The following is a 16,249-nucleotide window of genomic DNA, read 5'->3' as shown; positions in this document are numbered from 1 at the left end:
GTTGGCCAGGCGCATGCGCCGGGCGCGCGCACGCCCCACTGGCCATGGCTTCATCGGGACACCGACACCCATTTCGCGATGCGCATCGACCGCGAGGAGATCGTCGGTCCCGGGGCCGGCGTGGTCCGCATCAACGCTGCCGGTCACCAGCGTCAAGATGGCCCAGGCCAACCCTTGAACGTGGCAGGCGCTTGCGTACGGGCCTGGGGCGCAGGCGTGCCGGCACGCCCGAGGCGGTCGGGTCGGGACATGGGCTACATTGCGGCAAGTCGCCAAGCGATACGGTTGCGCCATGAAAGGAGTTTTCCATGCCCATCGACGATTGCCCCACTCCCGCCGCAGCGCTGGCCGCGCTGTGGCGTGCGCAAGGCCTGAACAAGGAGGCGCTGGCGCGCCTCGCTTTCACGGGAGCGGCGGCGGGCTTTGCAAGCAGCTTGCGCGTCGTCGAGGCCGCGCAGATCAGCGCCGGCGCGGCCGCGCTGGCCGCGACCGAAATCGAGCGCTGGCGCGCGCCTGGACGGCGGCTGCAAAGCGTGAGCGTCGATGCCCAGCACGCGGCGTTCGAGACCAGCGGGTATTTCACGCTCGACGGCGTACAGCCCGATGCCTGGGCGCCAGTCTCCGGCCTCTACGCCTGCGGCAAGGGCTGGGTGCGCATCCATGCGAATTTCGATCACCACCGCGACGGCGCGCTGGCGCTGCTGGGCCTGCCGACCGGAGCCGGCACGCCGCGCGCGGCCGTGGAGCAGGCCTTGGCGCAGTGGAATGCCGAGGATTTCGAAACCCGGGCCGCGGCCAGGGGCCTGCCTATAGCCGCCGCGCGCAGCGCCGCGCAGTGGCAGGCGCTGGGCCACGAGGCCGTGCTGGCAGAGCAGCCGCTGGTGGCGATCACGCGCCTGGGCGATGCGCCGCCCTTGCCCTGGCCGGCGCTGGCCGAGGGCGACAAGCCGCTGGCCGGGCTGCGCGTGCTCGATCTCACGCGCATCATTGCCGGCCCGGTCGCGGGGCGCACGCTGGCCGCACATGGCGCCGACGTGATGCTGGTCAACGGCCCGCATCTGCCCAACATCGAAGCGATTGCCGACACCAGTCGCGGCAAGCGCTCGGCCACGCTCGATCTGCGCGGCGACAGCGGCCGGCAGGCGCTGCGTGAACTGGTCGCGCAGTCGCAGGTGTTTCTGCAGGCCTACCGGCCGGGGGCGCTGGCGGCCAAGGGTTTTTCCGCCGGGGAGCTGGCACGCCTGCGCCCCGGACTGGTCGTGGCCGAGCTGTCGGCCTATGGCTGGCAGGGCCCCTGGGGCGGGCGCCCGGGTTTTGATTCGCTGGTGCAGACCGCGACCGGCGTGCAGGCCGACGAAGCGCTGGCGCGCGGCCAGGCCGCGCCGCGCGCGCTGCCCATGCAGATCCTCGACTACAGCGCCGGCTTTTTGCTGGCTTGCGGCATACAGGCCGCGCTGCTGCGCCAGGCGCGCGAAGGCGGCAGCTGGCAGGTGCGCGTGACGCTCGCGGGCGTGGCGCGCTGGCTGCGCGGCCTGGGCGCAGTCGAGGTGCCGGATGGCGACTGGGATCAGCCCAAGCCCGATATCGCGCCGTACCTCGAAACCACCGCCAGCGGCTTTGGCGCGCTGCGCGCCGTGCGCCACTGCGCCGTGCTGTCGCGCAGTGCCCCGGGCTGGCAGCGCCTTTCCGTGCCGCCCGGCAGCGACGCGCCGCGCTGGGATTAGCGCGCGCGGCGCCTAGCCCGCGCCCTGAAATGGGGCATGTTAATTGCTTGCACGGTGGCCGTTCCTCTGTCACCTTGCGCGCGCCATGACCCTCTCCGCCTTGCCCCATCCCGTGCCGCTGAACCTGCGGCAGATCGAAGTCTTTCACGCCATCATGATGGCCGGAACGCTCAGCGGCGCGGCGCGCATGCTGTGCGTTTCGCCGCCGGCCGTGAGCCGCATGCTGGCCACGGCCGAGAGCCGGCTGCGCATGCTGATGTTCGAGCGCGTGCGCGGGCGGCTGCAGCCCACGCCCGAGGCGCGGCGGCTGTTTTCCGAAGTGCAGAGCATCATTGAAGGCGTGCGCCGCTTCAATGCGCTGGCCAGCGACCTGGCCGTGGGCACGCATGGCGAGCTGTCGCTGGTGTCCAGCCCGAGCTATGCCGAATGGCTGATGCCGGTGGCGATACGCCGCTTTCGCGCGCGCTTTCCCGAGGTGCGCATCAAGTACCGGCCCTTGCCCTTCGATGCCTTGCTGCCCCATGTGCTGCTGGGCCAGGCCGACCTGGCGATCTCGTCCATGCCCGCGCCGTCCAGCGCCAACGTGGTGGCGCGCGCCATAGGCCATGGCTTCATTGAATGCGCCGTGCCCGAGCGCCACCCGCTGGCCGCAGCCGAGTCCGTGGGCGCGGCCGATCTCGTCGGTCAGACCTTCATCAGCTACGGCGGCGATACGCCGTTTGGCAATCTGGCCGCGGATTTCTTTGCCGCCTCGGGCCTGGCCCTGCGCGCCGATGTGGAGATCCGCTCCACGCCCGAAGCCATGGGCCTGGTGCGAGCGGGCGTGGGCGTGGCGCTGATCGAGGCCTTTGGCGCGCGCCGGCCCAGCCAGGACGGCGTGGTGCTCAAGCCGCTGCGGCCCATGCTGTCGCACCGCATCTACCAGATCCATGCCAACACCAGCCCGCTGTCGGCCGTGGCCAAGGAATTCCTGGCCACCGTCAAGCGCCTGCTCAAGGAAGAGGGGCGCGACACCGCGCTGGCGCCGGCCGAGCATTGGGACGGCGAGGGCGCGGTGCGCGTGCTGGTGCATCGTGCCTGAAGCAGACCTGTGGGCTGCCATCAACAGCCGCCCGCGGCCGCGCTTCATCTTTTGGCTTCAGGCCATAACGATTGGTTAACGGCGTGGACTTTGTGCAAGGCGCGTGATTGTCGTTTTTCCCTTGTGAATCAAGCGCTTGTGTGATTTTTAAGGCGTATTGCGCAATGGCAAAAAGGGGGTTGCGGCGCGTTTGGCGCCGCGGCGTTCGGCGCAGATCATTGCCACAGATCCACTTGAAGACCGCCATGAAACGTCTTATCACCGTTGCCGCCGCCCAACTGGGCCCCATCCAGAGAGCCGAGGGCCGCGATGCGGTTGTCGCCCGCATGGTTCGCCTGCTCGAGCAGGCCCACCAGCGCGGCGCCCATGTCGTGGTGTTTCCCGAACTCGCGCTGACCACCTTCTTTCCGCGCTGGTATGTGGAGGACCTCGATGAAGCCGACGGCTGGTACGAGCAGGCGCTGCCCTCGCCCGCGACCCAGCCGCTGTTCGATGCGATACGCCGCTACGGCCTGACCTGCTATCTGGGCTATGCCGAGATCGCCCACGAGCCCGACGAGAGCGGCGTGCTGCGCAAGCGCCGCTTCAACACCTCGGTGGTGATCGCGCCGTCGGGCGAGATCGTGCTCAAGTACCGCAAGATCCATCTGCCGGGACACAAGGAGTTCTCCACATTGCGCCGGGTCCAGCACCTGGAAAAGCGCTACTTCGAGGTCGGCAACCTGGGCTTTCCCGTGGTGCGCGCCCCCGTGGGCCCGGTCGAGGGCGTGAACCTGGGCATGCTGATCTGCAATGACCGCCGCTGGCCCGAGGCCTGGCGCGAGCTGGGGCTGCAGCAGGTGGAGCTGACCATGCTGGGCTACAACACGCCGGCCGTGAACCAGGAAAACCGCGGCTTCGAAGCCCACCATCTGCGCAACTTCCATTCGCAGCTGTCGATACAGGCGGGCTGCTACCAGAACGCGACCTTTGGCGTGGGCGTGGCCAAGGCCGGCAACGAGGACGGCTTCGAGCTCATGGGCCACTCGATCATCGTCAACCCCCAGGGCGAGATCATGGCCATGGCGACCAGCTGGGACGACGAACTGGTGGTGGCCGACTGCAACCTTGCGATGTGCGAGCTGGGCCGCACCACAATCTTCAACTTCGCCCAGCACCGCCGCCTCGAGGCCTATGCGCGCCTCACGGCGCAGACCGGCAGCAGCGCGCCGCCGACCTGGGCGCCCGCGCAGGAGGGGCAGTGATCATGGCCGCTTGCCTGCCTTCCTATATAGAGCATGAAATGCTGGGCACGCTGGCCGTTCCGCGTTTCGCCGACGTGCAGGCCGCGGCCGGCGTGATCGCGCCCCATGTGCTGCGCACGCCGCTGCTGCGCTCGGCGGCGCTGGACGCCATCGCGGGCGGCCCCGTGTGGCTCAAGTGCGAGAACCTGCAGACCACGGGCTCGTTCAAGCTGCGCGGCGCGTTCAACGCGCTGCTGGCGTTGAGCGCCGAACAGCGCGCGCGCGGCGTGGTCGCCTATTCGACCGGCAACCACGGTCAGGCCATTGCCTGGGCCGCGCGCCAGCTGGGCTTGCGCGCCACCATCGTCATGCCCGTCGACGCGCCGAAAAACAAGGTAGCGCGCGCGCTGGCCCAGGGCGCGCAGGTGGTGCATTACGACCGCGAGAAGGAAAGCCGCGAAGACATAGGCATGCGCCTGCTGCTGGACACCGGCGGCACGCTGGTGCCGCCCGGCGATCACCCGCAGGTGCTGGCCGCCCAGGGCACGGTGGCGCTCGAAGCGCTGCAGGATCTGCCCGCGGGCGTGGCCGCGACGCTGGGCCTGTTTGCCGCGCCCTGCGGCGGCGGCGGCCTGATGGCCGGCTGCTGCCTCGCGCTCGACGCGCTGAGCCTGCACGCGCGCCGCGTGGCCGTCGAGCCCGCGGCGTTTGACGACACCGTGCGCTCGCTGGCCAGCGGCCGGCGCGAAATCAATGCCGCGGGCGCGCGCACGCTGTGCGACGCGCTGCAGGCCGCGACGCCGGCCGAGCTGCCGTTTGCCATCAACCAGCCGCTGCTGAGCGAAGCCGTGGCCGTGACCGATGACGAAGTGGCGCGCGCCATGCGCTTTGCGCTCGAGGAGCTGCACCTGCTGGTCGAGCCCGGCGGCAGCGTGGCCCTGGCGGCGCTGCTTGCCGGCCGCCTGCGGCTCGATGGCCGCAGCGCCGTGGTCGTGCTGTCGGGCGGCAACGTCGACATGGCATTGCTGCAGTCCGTGATCGCCCGCACCGATGCCTGAATCCGCATTCCAGAACAACGAGGCCGACGCCGCCGCCCCGCGGTGCAGCGTTGCCCAGGAGACCGAAAGCCCTCTGTTCACCGCGTTTCAGAAAGTCCCCACCATGTTGTTTTCTGCTCCCTCTCTCTCGTCTTCCCGCCGCCTGCTGCTCAAGGGCCTGGCGGCGCCGCTGGCGGCGCTGGCGCTTTGCAGCCACGCCCATGCGGCCTTTCCCGACAAGCCGATCACGCTGATCGTGCCGTTCAACGCCGGCACCACGCCCGACATCGTCTCGCGCCTGCTGGCCGAATCGGTGGGCCGCGACATAGGCCAGCCGGTGGTGGTGATGAACCGCGTGGGCGCCTCGGGCATCATCGGCACCCAGGCCGTGGCCAATGCTCCCGCCGATGGCTACACCATTGGTTTCGCGAATGTCGCGACGCTGGCCATCAACCAGTCGCTCTATCAGAAGCTGCCCTATGACGCCGACCGGCAACTCGCGCCCATCACCTTGATCGGCGGGGTGCAGAACGTGCTGGCGGTGCGCTCCAGCCTGGGCGTGAAGGACGTGGCCGGCCTGATCGCGCTGGCCAAGCAGCAGCCGGGCAAGCTCAGCGTGGGCTCGGGCGGCAACGGCACGACCGGGCACCTGAGCGCCGAGATGTTCAAGAGCATGGCCGGCGTGTCCATCGTGCATGTGCCCTACAAGGGAGGGCTGGAGGCGGACCTGGCGCTGCTGCGCGGCGAAGTTGATCTGGTGTTCGAGAACATCACCTCGATTGCGCCGCACCTCAAGGGCGACAAGTTGACGGCGCTGGCCGTGACCGGCGCGCAGCGTGACGCGCGCCTGCCCAAGCTGCCGACGCTGGCCGAAACCGGCCTCGCGGGCTACCAGGCCGTGGCCTGGAACGGCTATGTCGCGCCCGCGGGCGTCGACGCCAAGGTGCTGGATTTCCTCAATGCGGCCTTCAACAAGGCGCTGGCCTCGCCGCTCGTCAAGCAGCAGCTCAACGCCCAGGCCTATGAAGTGAACGTGGGCCCGCGCCAGCAGCTGTTCGATCTGGCGAAAAAGGAGCGCCCGGTCTGGGCCGAGGTGATACGCATCTCGGGCGCGAAGCTGGACTGAGCCGCGCCAGCTACTGCGCGCCCGCTCCGAGCCGGGCCATTGCCGGGCGCTGCAGGGCAATGGTCACGGTCTTTTCCTCGGTGTAGAAATGGCGCATGCCGTCTATGCCTTCGCGGCCCACGCCCGAACTCTTGTAGCCGCCAAACGGAAAGCGCAGGTCCAGGATCATGGGGGTGTTGACCAGCACCACGCCGGCCTCGATCGCGCGCGCGGCCCGGTGGGCCTGCTGCAGGTCGTTGGTCCAGAGGTAGGAAACCAGGCCAAACTCGGAGTCGTTGGCAATGGCAATCGCTTCGTCGAAATCGTCGAACACCTGGAAGGCCGCGAACGGCCCGAAGATTTCCTGCTGGCACACGCGCGCGGCATTCGAGGGCATCAGCACGGCCGTGGGCTCGAGATAGTAGCCCTTGGCGCCAAGGCCCGGCGGCCGCTGGCCGCCGCACAGCAGCTCGCCGCCGTCGGCGCGCGCCATTTCAATGAAGGAGCACACGCGCGCGTAGTGGGCGGCGTTGGACAGCGGCCCGAGCTCGGTTGCCATGTCGAGCGGGTCGCCCACCCGGATGGCGCGCGCGCGCTCGACGAAGCGGCGCATGAACGCGTCGGCAATCGAGCGCTGCAGCAGGATGCGCGAGCCCGCAAAGCACTGCTGGCCGTTGTTGGTGTAGATCGACGTCAGCGCGCCGTCCAGCGCGTCGTCGATATTGGCGGTTTCAGTGATGATGTTGGCCGACTTGCCGCCCAGCTCCAGGTCGACGCGCTTGAGCCCGGGCGCGGCGGCCGCGGCAATCGCTCGCCCGGTCTGCGTGCCGCCCGTGAACGACACCACGCGCACGCCGGGGTCGCGCACCAGCGCGTCGCCCGTGACATGGCCGCGGCCGTTGACCATGTTGACCACGCCGGGCGGCACGCCGGCTTCGCTCAGGATGTCCATGAAGCGCGCCACCGCCAGCGGCGTGGTTTCCGCGGGCTTGATCACGCAACTGTTGCCGAAGGCCAGCGCGGCCGCGATCTTGGTCGAGGCCAGGGCCAGCGGCGCGTTCCACGGCGCGATCAGCGCCGCCACGCCCGCGGGCTCGCGCAGCACGAAGCGCAGATAGTCCTGGTCGCTCATGCCGGCCTTCTCTACGTTCTGCGACAGCCAGTCGGCAAAGAAGTCGAAGTTGCGCGTGATGCGCGGCAGCTGGCGCGCGCGCAGGTAGTTGAGCGGCAGGCCGCTGTTGAGGCATTCGAGCTGGGCCAGTTCCTCGATATGCTCGAGCGTCAGCGCAACGATGCGCTGGAACACGCGGCGCTTCTCGGCCGCGCTCTTGCGCGCCCAGATGCCGCTTTTCCAGCTGGCCTGGGCCGCGGCCACGGCGGCCGCGGTCTCGCGCGCATCGGCCTCGCCTAGCTGGGCCACGACCTCTTCGGTCGCGGGGTTGATCACGGGCAGCAGCAAGGCGCCCGCAGGCTGCCATTGGCCGGCTATGTAGCTGGTGATGGTGGTGCGCATGGGAGTGAAGGAGGAAGTGGTCATGCCATGAAGCTCCCGCCGTTGACATGCAGGGTCTGGCCGGTGATGTAGCTGGCCGCGGGGCTCAGCAGGAACAGCAGCGCATGCGCGATCTCGGCCGGCTGGCCCAGGCGCTGCAGCGGCACGCCCTGCACGAAGCGGCCCATGTCCAGTCCGGTCTGCTTGACGTCGCGGCCCGTGCCGCCGCGCAGGAACGCGGTGTCGATCACTCCGGGAGCGACGCCGTTGACGCGGATCTCGGGCGCCCATTCGGTCGACAGCGCGCGAATCAGGTTGATCACGCCGGCTTTCGAGGCCGCGTAGGGCCCGTAGCCCACATGCGGCACGCGCACGCCAAACGTCGATGAAACCAGCACCGCCGCGGGCGCCCGGCCCTGCGCCGCCGCGGCGCGCAGCAGCGGGGCGCAGGCGCGCGCCGCGAGAAACATGCCGCGCAGGTCGGTGTTGAGAATGTCGTCCCATTCGCGCGTCGACATGTCTTCGACGCGCACCCGCTCGCCGGTGTAGCCGGCCAGGTTGACCAGCGCATCGACCGCCCCCCAGGCCGCGCTGATCTGCGCGAACGCCGCCTGCACGGCGGTCTCCTGCGAGACGTCGCAGGCAATGGCCAGCACGCCCTCGGGCGGAGGGAACAGGAGGATGGAACGCTCGAGATCGAGCACCGCCACGCGCAGGCCCAGGGCCAGCGCGGACTGCACCAGCGCGCGGCCCATGCCGCCGCAGCCGCCTATGACCAGCAGGCGCTGGCCGGCGGTCGGTGTAAAGGATGGAAGCAAGGAAATCTCCGAATCAGTCATGGGGGTCCGTCTTTCGCCGGCGGCGTTCATTCGAGCGGGCCGACTTCGGCCAGCACCTTGTTCCAGTTGCGGATATCGGCGAGCTGGCGCTCGCGCAGCTGCGCGGGCGTGGCGCCCAGCCAGGGCTGGTTGGACTGGCTGCGGTACAGCTGCTGGGTCTCGGCATCGGCCATGATGGTCTTGCCGGCCTCCTGCAGCCTGGCGAGCACGGGCGCGGGCAGGCGCGCCGGGCCGTACAGCGCAACGCCATAGGCCCAATCCATCTGCCGGTAGCCGTGTTCGGTCAGCGTCTTGACGTCGGGCAGGAACTCGCTGCGCTGCGTGCCCAGCACGGCAAGAATGCGCAGCCGTCCCGACCTGGCCATTTCCCGGCCCTGGCCTATGCCCACCAGGCCCATGTCGACCTGGCCGCCCAGCAGGTCGGCAACCATGGGGCTTTCCCCGCGGTAGGGCACATGCACCATGTCGACCGCCTTGAACTGCTTGCCCAGCAGGTGCTGGACCACATGTGTGGAGGTCGCCGTGCCGTACGAGCCGTAGGCCAGCCGGCGCTTTTGCGCCAGCGCCTCGAGTTCCTGCATGCTGCTCACGCCCAGCGCGGGCGAGACGACAAAGGCCATAGGGGCGATGGTCAGTCCGGCAATCGGCACGAAGTCGGTGGCGGCGTCGTAGACTGGTTTGACGTTGGGCACGCTGCTGGTGAGCTGGGTGGTCACCGTGAGCAGCAGGGTGTGGCCGTCGGGCGCGGCGCGGTGCACGCTGGCCGCGCCTATGGTGCCCGAGGCGCCGGGCTTGTTGTCGACGACGACGGGAGTGTTCCAGAGCGCCGACAGCTTCCTGGCAAACACGCGCGCGATGTTGTCGCCATTGCCCCCGGCGGGGTAGGGCACGACCAGCGTGATGGGCCGCGAAGGGTAGGGCGGCTCCGAGGCCCGGGCCCAGGGCGCGAGGGCCAGCAAAGCCAGCGCGCCGAGATGGCGGCGGCGCAGCGGTGAATACATGAAGCGTCTCCTTGTTGTGGGGAGGTGCCGCCCGCTGCGGCCCTCGGCGTGGATTGTGGGCACGCAGGCGCACCCTTCCAACGCGCAATGCGCTTCAGTTCCGCAGACCGGAATTGCGTTTCAGGGCTCGTAGAGGCCCGGAGGATTGAGCCGCGGGCGCGGCGCCTGGCGCAGCGCGGCGCGCACTTCGGCCACCAGCGCGACCAGGCGCGGGCCTATGTCCTTGCGGATGCGCGCCAGCGGCATGCGGCTGGCCGGCCCGGCGCAGTGGAAGGAATAGAGAACGTTGCGTTCATCGAGCAGCAAGGGCGCGGCCGCGCCGTTGACATCACGGCCCCACGAGCCCTGGGTGATGACAAAGCCGTGCGCGGCGAAGTCGGCATGGGCGCGCTCGACGTTCTCGCGCATGGCCGGCCATTCGTCGGGAAAGCGCTTGCGCAGGCCTTCGAGAATCTGCGAGCGCTCCTTGACCGGCGCCGCGACGAGGTAGGCCAGGCCTATGGCCGTGGAGGCGATGGGCAGCACCGTGCCCACGTCGGCGTTGACGACCAGCCGGTTGCTCTGCGGCGGCAGCAGCACTTCAAGCAGCGCCAGACCCAGGCGGTCGCGCGTGCCCAGCGACACCGTGAGCCCGGTGTCCTGGCTCAGCGCCTGCATGTAGGGCCTGGCCACGCTCAGCAGGCCCAGCTTGCGCTGCACGCTCAGGCCCATTCCCAGCAGCCGCGTGCCCATGAAATACCTGCGCGTCAGCGGGTCGACGCGCAGATAGCCCAGCTGCACCAGCGTCGACGTGAGGCGCGAGACCGTGGCCTTGGGCAGTCCCGTCAAGGCGACGAGCTGCTGGTTGCCCAGCAGGTCGCCTTCGGAGAACACCGAGAGGATTTCCAGGCCCTTGGCCAGCGAGTGCACCAGGGCGGGCGGGCGCGCGACGGCGTCGGCGTTCTTTGCGGGGCGGGCGGGAGTCGATGGCATCGCAGGGTCCAGGAAAGAGGTGTCGGCAAGGTACGGCGTTGGCGCAGGCCGCGCCGCCGAGCAGGCCCAGGCCGGATGGTACGCCTGCATCCCGCCATCAGGGGCATTGCGCGGCGCTGGCGCAGCGCGCGCCGGCATCTCGATTCCGCGTCGTGGAACTGCGCCGTTTGTGCGTGGCCAGACCGGGCCCGTCGGCACAAGAATCCGCCACCGCCGACAGAACCGGCGGCGCGCAGGCCCTGGCCGCGCAGCGCACAACACCATTCGAGGAGACATTTGCATGCGTATAACAACCAGAGACATGGGCATAGGCCTGGCATGGGCCTGCATCGGGGCCGCGGCCGCGGCCCAGTCGTCGGCGACGATCAGCGGCGTGGTCGACGCCGGCCTGCGCCATGTGCGCAATGCCCAGGGCGGGCTGAGTTCGCTGTCCAGCGGCAACAATTCGACTTCGCGGCTGATCTTTCGCGGCAGCGAAGACCTGGGCGGCGGCCTGAAGGCCGGCTTCTGGCTCGAGTCGACGCTGTTCACCGACAGCGGCACGGTGGGCAGTGGCGGCATGTTCTTCGATCGCGCCTCCTATCTGAGCCTGGGCGGCCACTGGGGCGAACTGCGGCTGGGCCGCGACTACACGCCGGGCTTTCGCGCCATTGTCGCGGCCGATCCCTTTGCCTATGTGGGCGTGGGCGGCATAGCGACGGCGTTCAACGCCGCGGCCACGACCACTTTCCAGCGCGCGTTCGGCACGGGTGCGACCACCTTCGCGCGCTCGAACAATGCCATCCAGTACTTCACGCCCAGGACCCTGGGCGGCGTCTATGCCATCCTGGCCTATGCGCCGCGTGAAAAGACCGGCAGCGCGGCCGGCTACGGCCACCAGGCCGCGCGCCTGGGCTATGCGGGCGGCGCGCTCGATATCTCAGCGACCGCGGCGCGCACGCGCATCGATGCGACGGGCGCTGACTTCGCGGTCGACTCCATGGCGGGCAGCTACCGGATAGGCGCGCTGCACCTGAGCGCCAGCGCGACGCAGACCTCCTACCTGTCTTCGCGCCACAACGTGATGGCCCTGGCCGCGAGGCTGCAGTCGGGGGTGCACGAGTTCAAGGCTTCTCTGGCGCGCGTGGACCAGAAGGGCAGCAATGCCGCGGGCGCGGCCATCGATGCCGACGATGCCCGCATCCTGGCCATAGGCTATGTGCACCACCTGTCCAAGCGCACGGCGCTTTACGCCAGCGCGGCCCATGTGGCCAACCGGGGCGCTGCAACCTATGGCGTGCCGGGCGGCATGGCCGGCGCCGCCGGCGGGCGCTCGTCAAGCGGCTACGACATCGGCCTGCGGCACAACTTCTGAGCCCGCGCGGGCCCGGCCCAACGCAGTTCCGCAGCGCGGAATGCGCGCCGGAATGCCGTGCCGCAGCGCCGGTTCTTTCCCACAATCGCGACCATCTGCCCTGCAGCGACGTACGGCTGCAGGGCCCACTTTCACCACCGAGCAACTGCCCATGTTCACTCCCTACCGTTTCCCCGATTACCAGGTGGCCGGCGACGCCGACACCACCGTGTTCCTGCTGCACGGCGCCTATGGCTCCAAGGACTACTTCCGCGCGCAAATCCAGACGCTGGTGGGCGCCGGCCTGCGCGTCGTTGCCTGGGATGCGCCCGGCTACGGCATCAGCCCGTTGCCGCCCGAAGGCCTGAGCATAGAGCGCCTGGCCGAAACCGCGGCCTGCCTGATAGACCGCGAAGGCAGCAAGACCAACGTCGTGCTGGGCCACAGCATGGGCGGCATCATCACGCCCGCGGTCTACGCGGCGCGCCCGGACAAGGTGCATGGCATCGTGATCTCCGCCACGGCCGGCTCGTTCTCGCAAAAGAGCGCCCGGGACCAGGAAACCTTTCTTGCCGAACGCGTGGAGCCGTTGCGCGCGGGCAATACCTTTCGCGACACCGCGGGCGCGGTGATCGACTCGATGTTTGCGCCCACCTCGCGCGGGCCCATGGTGGATCTGGTGCGGGAGGTGGCGCTGGCGACGCCGGCCGACACCTTCTGCGCGGCCATCACCGCGATCACGCGCTACGCGGGCGAGCCCAATCTGAAGAACGTCAAGGTGCCGGCGCTGCTGCTGGCCGGTGAGTTCGACCAGGTGGGCCGGCCGCAGAGCATGCAGCAGGTGCAGCAGCAGTTCATGCCGCATGCCGATTTCGCCTGCCTGCCCGGCGCCGCGCATTACGCGTTTGCCGAGCAGCATGCGCTGTTCAACGAACATCTGCTGCGCTTCATCCGCCAGCGCGTGCTGGCGCAGGCCTGAGGCCGCAGCGTTTGGCATTCCCATGCGAAAGACATCCATGCACAAGAGATCCCTTCTTCGCCATCTGGTGGCCGGCGCGCTGGCAGCGCTGTGCGCCGCGCCCGCGCTGGCCGGCGCCTGGCCCGAGCGGCCCATCAAGCTGATCGTGCCGTACCCGGCCGGCGGCCTGACCGACATCGTCTCGCGCCTGGTCGGCGACGCGCTCGGGCGCGAGCTCGGCACCTCGGTGGTGATCGAGAACCGCGCCGGCGCGGGCGGGCAGATCGGCCTGCAGGCGCTGCTGCAGGCGCCCAGGGACGGCTACACCATAGGCCTGGTGGTGCCGGCCACCATGGTCACGCTGCCGCTGACCAACCCGGCCTACAAGATACGCCCGCTCGAGCAGTTCGAGCCCATCACCATCGCGGTCGACACCTTTCTCACGCTGGTGGTGGACCGCAAGCTGGGTTTCAGGACGGTGGCCGAGTTTGCCGAATACGCGCGCCAGCACCCGGGCAAGATGAACTACGGCACGCCGGGCGCGGGCACGAGCTTTCATTTCAACAACGTGCTGCTGGCGCAGAAGCTGGGCATAGAGGCCCAGCATGTGCCCTACACGGGCGAGGTGCAGATGCTCAACGACATCGCGGGCGGCCAGCTGCAGTACGCGCTGGTCTCCAACGTGGGCAAGAGCTTTGTCGAGAACGGCCAGGTGAGCGCGCTGGCCGTGACCTCGGCGCAGCGCGTGCGCTCGCTGCCCGATGTGCCCACGTTCCGCGAGAAGGGCATCGACTTCACCTCCGACGGCTGGGTCGGCTATGTCGCCGCCAAGGGCACGCCCGCGCCCGTGCTCGCGCGGCTGCAGGGCGCCTTTGTGAAGGCGCTGCAGGTGCCCGCCGTGCAGCAAAAGCTGGCCGAAATGGGCTACCAGGTCGTGGGCAACACGCCGCAGCAGTTCCGCCAGATCGTGCAGGACAGCAGCCAGCGCTATGGCGCCTTGCTGCGCTCGGGCGCCGTCAAGCTCCAGTGAGCCCGCGCGTCCTCCTGTTTTTCTCCGTCTTCACCGGATGACACCATGCAGAAAATCCTCCGCACCTATACCTCCACCCTCGCTCCCGACAACGACCATCCGTTCCTGCACGGCCCTTTCGCTCCCGCCATGGAGGAGTGGATTGCCGACACCGACAGCATGCAGGTGATAGGCGAGATTCCCAAGGACTTGCACGGCATCTACGTGCGCAACACGCACAACCAGGTGCACGAGTCGCTGGGCATGTACCACCCTTTTGACGGCGACGGCATGCTGCATTCCATGCACTTCGAGGACGGCAAGGCCACCTACCGCAACCGCTTCGTGCAGACCACGGGCTTTCTGGCCGAGCAGGCAGCCGGCCGCTCGCTGTGGCCCGGCATTCTCGCGCCGCAGCTGCAGGCGCGCCGCGGCTGGGGCTCGATGGGCGCAATGAAAGACAACGCCGGCACCGACGTCAAGATCCACGCGGGCAAGCTGCTGGCAACGATGTCGCAGGGCAGCGAGCCCTGGCGCCTGGACCCGGTCACGCTGGAGACGCTGGGCCCCGACGCCGACTGGGCGCGGCTGGTGCCCGACGGCGTGGCCTCGCACTACAAGGTCGACCCGGCCACGGGCGAGATGATGTTCTTCAACTACCCCGAGCGCTGGCCGCACATGCATTACGGCGTCGTCGACCGCAACAACCGCCTGGTCCACTACGTGCCCATCGAGCTGCCCGGCGCGCGCTGGCCGCATGACCTGGGCGTGACGAAGCGCTTTTCCATACTGCACGACCTGCCGTTCCATTTCGACGCCGAACTGCTGGCCAAGGGCCAGCGCAAGATGACGTTCTACCGCGACAAGCCCGCGCGCTTCGGCATCCTGCCGCGCTACGGCGACTCGGCCTCGGTGCGCTGGTTCGAGGGCACGCCCTGCCATATCCTGCACATCGCCAACTGCTACGAGGACGGCGACGAGGTGGTGATGGACGGCTGCATCATGCCCAATCCGCACAAGCCCAATGTCGGGCAATCGAACGAAGGCGGGCGCCAGGCCGCGTACGACAAGATCCGCGCCCATCTCGACAAGCACAACAACCCGACGCTGATGTATCGCTGGCGCTTCAACCTGCGCACCGGCCAGACGCACGAGGAGCAGATCGACGACGAGATCACCGAGTTCCCCATGGTCAGCAACGACTACGTGGGCCGGCCGTACCGCTACAGTTTCAACGTGCTCTACCAGCCCGGCGAATGGCTGTTTCGCGGCCTCAAGCGCTACGACATGTTGTCGCGCCGCACGCAGTCGCTTGAATACGGCAAGGGCTGCTACGGCAGCGAGCCGCAGCTCGCGCGCAGCGTCGGCGCCGTGGCCGAGGACGACGGCTACATCATCACCTTCGTCAACAACATGGTCGACGCGCGCTCCGAATGCTGGATCATCCCGGCCAGCGACATCGCGCGCGGCGCGGTGGCGCGCATCGTGCTGCCGCACCGCATCTCCGCGGGCACGCATACCGCCTGGGTCGAGGGCGACCGCATTGCGGGCGAACACCGCGACCCGCGCTACGTGGCGGCATGAAGGCGCGGCACGACACCCTGGTGCTGGTGCCGGGGCTGAACAATACCCGGGCGGTGTTTGACGGCGTCGTCGCCGCGCTGCCCGCGGGGGTCACGGCACGCGCGCTGGACAACCCCGCGCTCGACAGCGTGGAGGCGATTGCGCGCGCCCATCTCGCGGCGCTGCCGGAACGCTTCTGGCTCGCGGGCTTCTCGTTTGGCGGTTACGTGGCGCTGGCAATGCTGGAGCTTGCGCCCGAGCGCGTGCTGGGAATTGCGCTGCTGTGCACCGCGCCCTATGCCGACCGGCCCGAGGCCGCGCAAAAGCGCCTGGCCGCGCTCGACGCCGTGGCCCAGGGCCGCTACTTCGAGATGATTGCGCAGCAGGCGGCCAATGCCTTCCATCCGGACAGCCTGGGCAATGCGGCGCTCATGGCCGCGCGCCAGGCCATGGTGCTGGACTACGGGCCGCAGCGCTACGCGGCCCATGTGCGCGCCACGGCCGCGCGGCCCGACCGCAGCGCGCTGCTGGACGGCAGCCGTGCGACGCTGGTGCTGGCCGCCTCGCATGACCGGCTGTTTGCTCCCGCCATGCTGGCCGACTGCGCCGCGGCAATTCCCGGCGCCGTGCTGGCCGTGGTGCAGGACGCGGGCCATCTCGCGCCCATGGAGCAGCCGCAGGCGGTGGCGACCCATCTGCTGCGCTGGATGGGTGCTCGAGAGCAGGGGGGTGCGGATACGCCGACAACGCGAAGTTGAAATTTTTGTAAATTTTTCTCTGAATTTCGTTTTTGCCCCATTTTGGCGATGCTATGATTGCGGGCATTGAAGGGGAGTCGCCAAGTTGGTTAAGGCACTGGATTTTGATTCCAGCATGCGAAGGTTCGAGTCCTTCTTCCCCTGCCAAGATTCA

Annotated in this window: 14 protein-coding genes and 1 tRNA gene; 11 read left to right on the top strand and 4 right to left on the bottom strand. The window is 69.0% G+C overall.

What is annotated here, in order from left to right; genetic code table 11:
* Positions 1-308 precede the first annotated feature (308 nt).
* The 5 genes from ACSVDO_RS12530 (at position 309) to ACSVDO_RS12510 (ending at position 6,191) form a co-directional block, all read left to right on the top strand.
* Entirely contained in the window at positions 309-1,724 is a 1,416-nt protein-coding gene (locus tag ACSVDO_RS12530; protein ID WP_489592463.1) for a CoA transferase, read from the top strand.
* 85 nt (positions 1,725-1,809) lie between these two features.
* Positions 1,810-2,805 (top strand): LysR substrate-binding domain-containing protein, encoded by a 996-nt coding sequence (locus ACSVDO_RS12525; RefSeq protein ID WP_489592461.1) that lies wholly within the window; start codon positions 1,810-1,812, stop codon positions 2,803-2,805.
* A gap of 245 nt (positions 2,806-3,050) precedes the next feature.
* The gene (locus ACSVDO_RS12520; RefSeq protein WP_489592459.1) at positions 3,051-4,049 is read left to right on the top strand and encodes an N-carbamoyl-D-amino-acid hydrolase; all 999 of its coding nucleotides are present in this window, start codon (positions 3,051-3,053) and stop codon (positions 4,047-4,049) included.
* A gap of 2 nt (positions 4,050-4,051) precedes the next feature.
* Positions 4,052-5,086 carry a threonine ammonia-lyase gene (locus ACSVDO_RS12515; RefSeq protein ID WP_489592457.1) on the top strand — a complete coding sequence of 345 codons (1,035 nt, stop codon included), beginning with the start codon at positions 4,052-4,054 and terminating at the stop codon, positions 5,084-5,086.
* Positions 5,087-5,189: 103 nt separating this feature from the next.
* Complete coding sequence (locus tag ACSVDO_RS12510) at positions 5,190-6,191, top strand: Bug family tripartite tricarboxylate transporter substrate binding protein (RefSeq protein WP_489592455.1); 1,002 nt, start codon at positions 5,190-5,192, stop codon at positions 6,189-6,191.
* Positions 6,192-6,201: 10 nt separating this feature from the next.
* Here ACSVDO_RS12510 and ACSVDO_RS12505 read toward each other — a convergent pair whose 3' ends face one another.
* The 4 genes from ACSVDO_RS12505 to ACSVDO_RS12490 all read right to left on the bottom strand — a co-directional run bounded on the left by ACSVDO_RS12505 (position 6,202) and on the right by ACSVDO_RS12490 (position 10,474).
* Positions 6,202-7,707, bottom strand: coding sequence for an aldehyde dehydrogenase (locus ACSVDO_RS12505; protein ID WP_489592453.1), 1,506 nt, complete (start codon positions 7,705-7,707; stop codon positions 6,202-6,204).
* The gene (locus tag ACSVDO_RS12500) at positions 7,704-8,480 is read right to left on the bottom strand and encodes an SDR family NAD(P)-dependent oxidoreductase (protein WP_332537400.1); all 777 of its coding nucleotides are present in this window, start codon (positions 8,478-8,480) and stop codon (positions 7,704-7,706) included. The genes ACSVDO_RS12505 and ACSVDO_RS12500 overlap by 4 nt, the downstream gene beginning before the upstream one ends.
* Before the next feature lie 47 nt (positions 8,481-8,527).
* A complete protein-coding gene (locus ACSVDO_RS12495) occupies positions 8,528-9,502 on the bottom strand; it encodes a tripartite tricarboxylate transporter substrate binding protein (protein WP_489592451.1) in 975 nt (324 codons plus the stop codon).
* Between the two features lie 120 nt (positions 9,503-9,622).
* On the bottom strand, positions 9,623-10,474 hold the full coding sequence (locus tag ACSVDO_RS12490; protein ID WP_489592449.1) for an IclR family transcriptional regulator: 852 nt from the start codon (positions 10,472-10,474) through the stop codon (positions 9,623-9,625).
* Positions 10,475-10,754: 280 nt separating this feature from the next.
* On the opposite strand from ACSVDO_RS12490, the gene ACSVDO_RS12485 reads away from it, so the two are divergent.
* The 6 genes from ACSVDO_RS12485 to ACSVDO_RS12460 all read left to right on the top strand — a co-directional run bounded on the left by ACSVDO_RS12485 (position 10,755) and on the right by ACSVDO_RS12460 (position 16,242).
* On the top strand, positions 10,755-11,828 hold the full coding sequence (locus ACSVDO_RS12485) for a porin (RefSeq protein ID WP_489592447.1): 1,074 nt from the start codon (positions 10,755-10,757) through the stop codon (positions 11,826-11,828).
* A 151-nt stretch (positions 11,829-11,979) separates the two neighbouring features.
* Positions 11,980-12,786 carry an alpha/beta fold hydrolase gene (locus ACSVDO_RS12480; RefSeq protein WP_489592446.1) on the top strand — a complete coding sequence of 269 codons (807 nt, stop codon included), beginning with the start codon at positions 11,980-11,982 and terminating at the stop codon, positions 12,784-12,786.
* A gap of 37 nt (positions 12,787-12,823) precedes the next feature.
* Entirely contained in the window at positions 12,824-13,795 is a 972-nt protein-coding gene (locus tag ACSVDO_RS12475) for a Bug family tripartite tricarboxylate transporter substrate binding protein (RefSeq protein WP_489592444.1), read from the top strand.
* Positions 13,796-13,840: 45 nt separating this feature from the next.
* A complete protein-coding gene (locus tag ACSVDO_RS12470) occupies positions 13,841-15,358 on the top strand; it encodes a carotenoid oxygenase family protein (protein ID WP_332537411.1) in 1,518 nt (505 codons plus the stop codon).
* Positions 15,355-16,095 (top strand): alpha/beta fold hydrolase, encoded by a 741-nt coding sequence (locus ACSVDO_RS12465; RefSeq protein WP_489592442.1) that lies wholly within the window; start codon positions 15,355-15,357, stop codon positions 16,093-16,095. The genes ACSVDO_RS12470 and ACSVDO_RS12465 overlap by 4 nt, the downstream gene beginning before the upstream one ends.
* Before the next feature lie 70 nt (positions 16,096-16,165).
* Positions 16,166-16,242 (top strand) — tRNA-Gln (locus ACSVDO_RS12460).
* Positions 16,243-16,249: the final 7 nt, after the last annotated feature.

This window comes from Comamonas sp. DB36 (assembly GCF_057914905.1).
The sequence above is the reverse complement of the archived record's forward strand: the minus strand, read 5'-3'. Positions and strand labels throughout refer to the sequence as shown.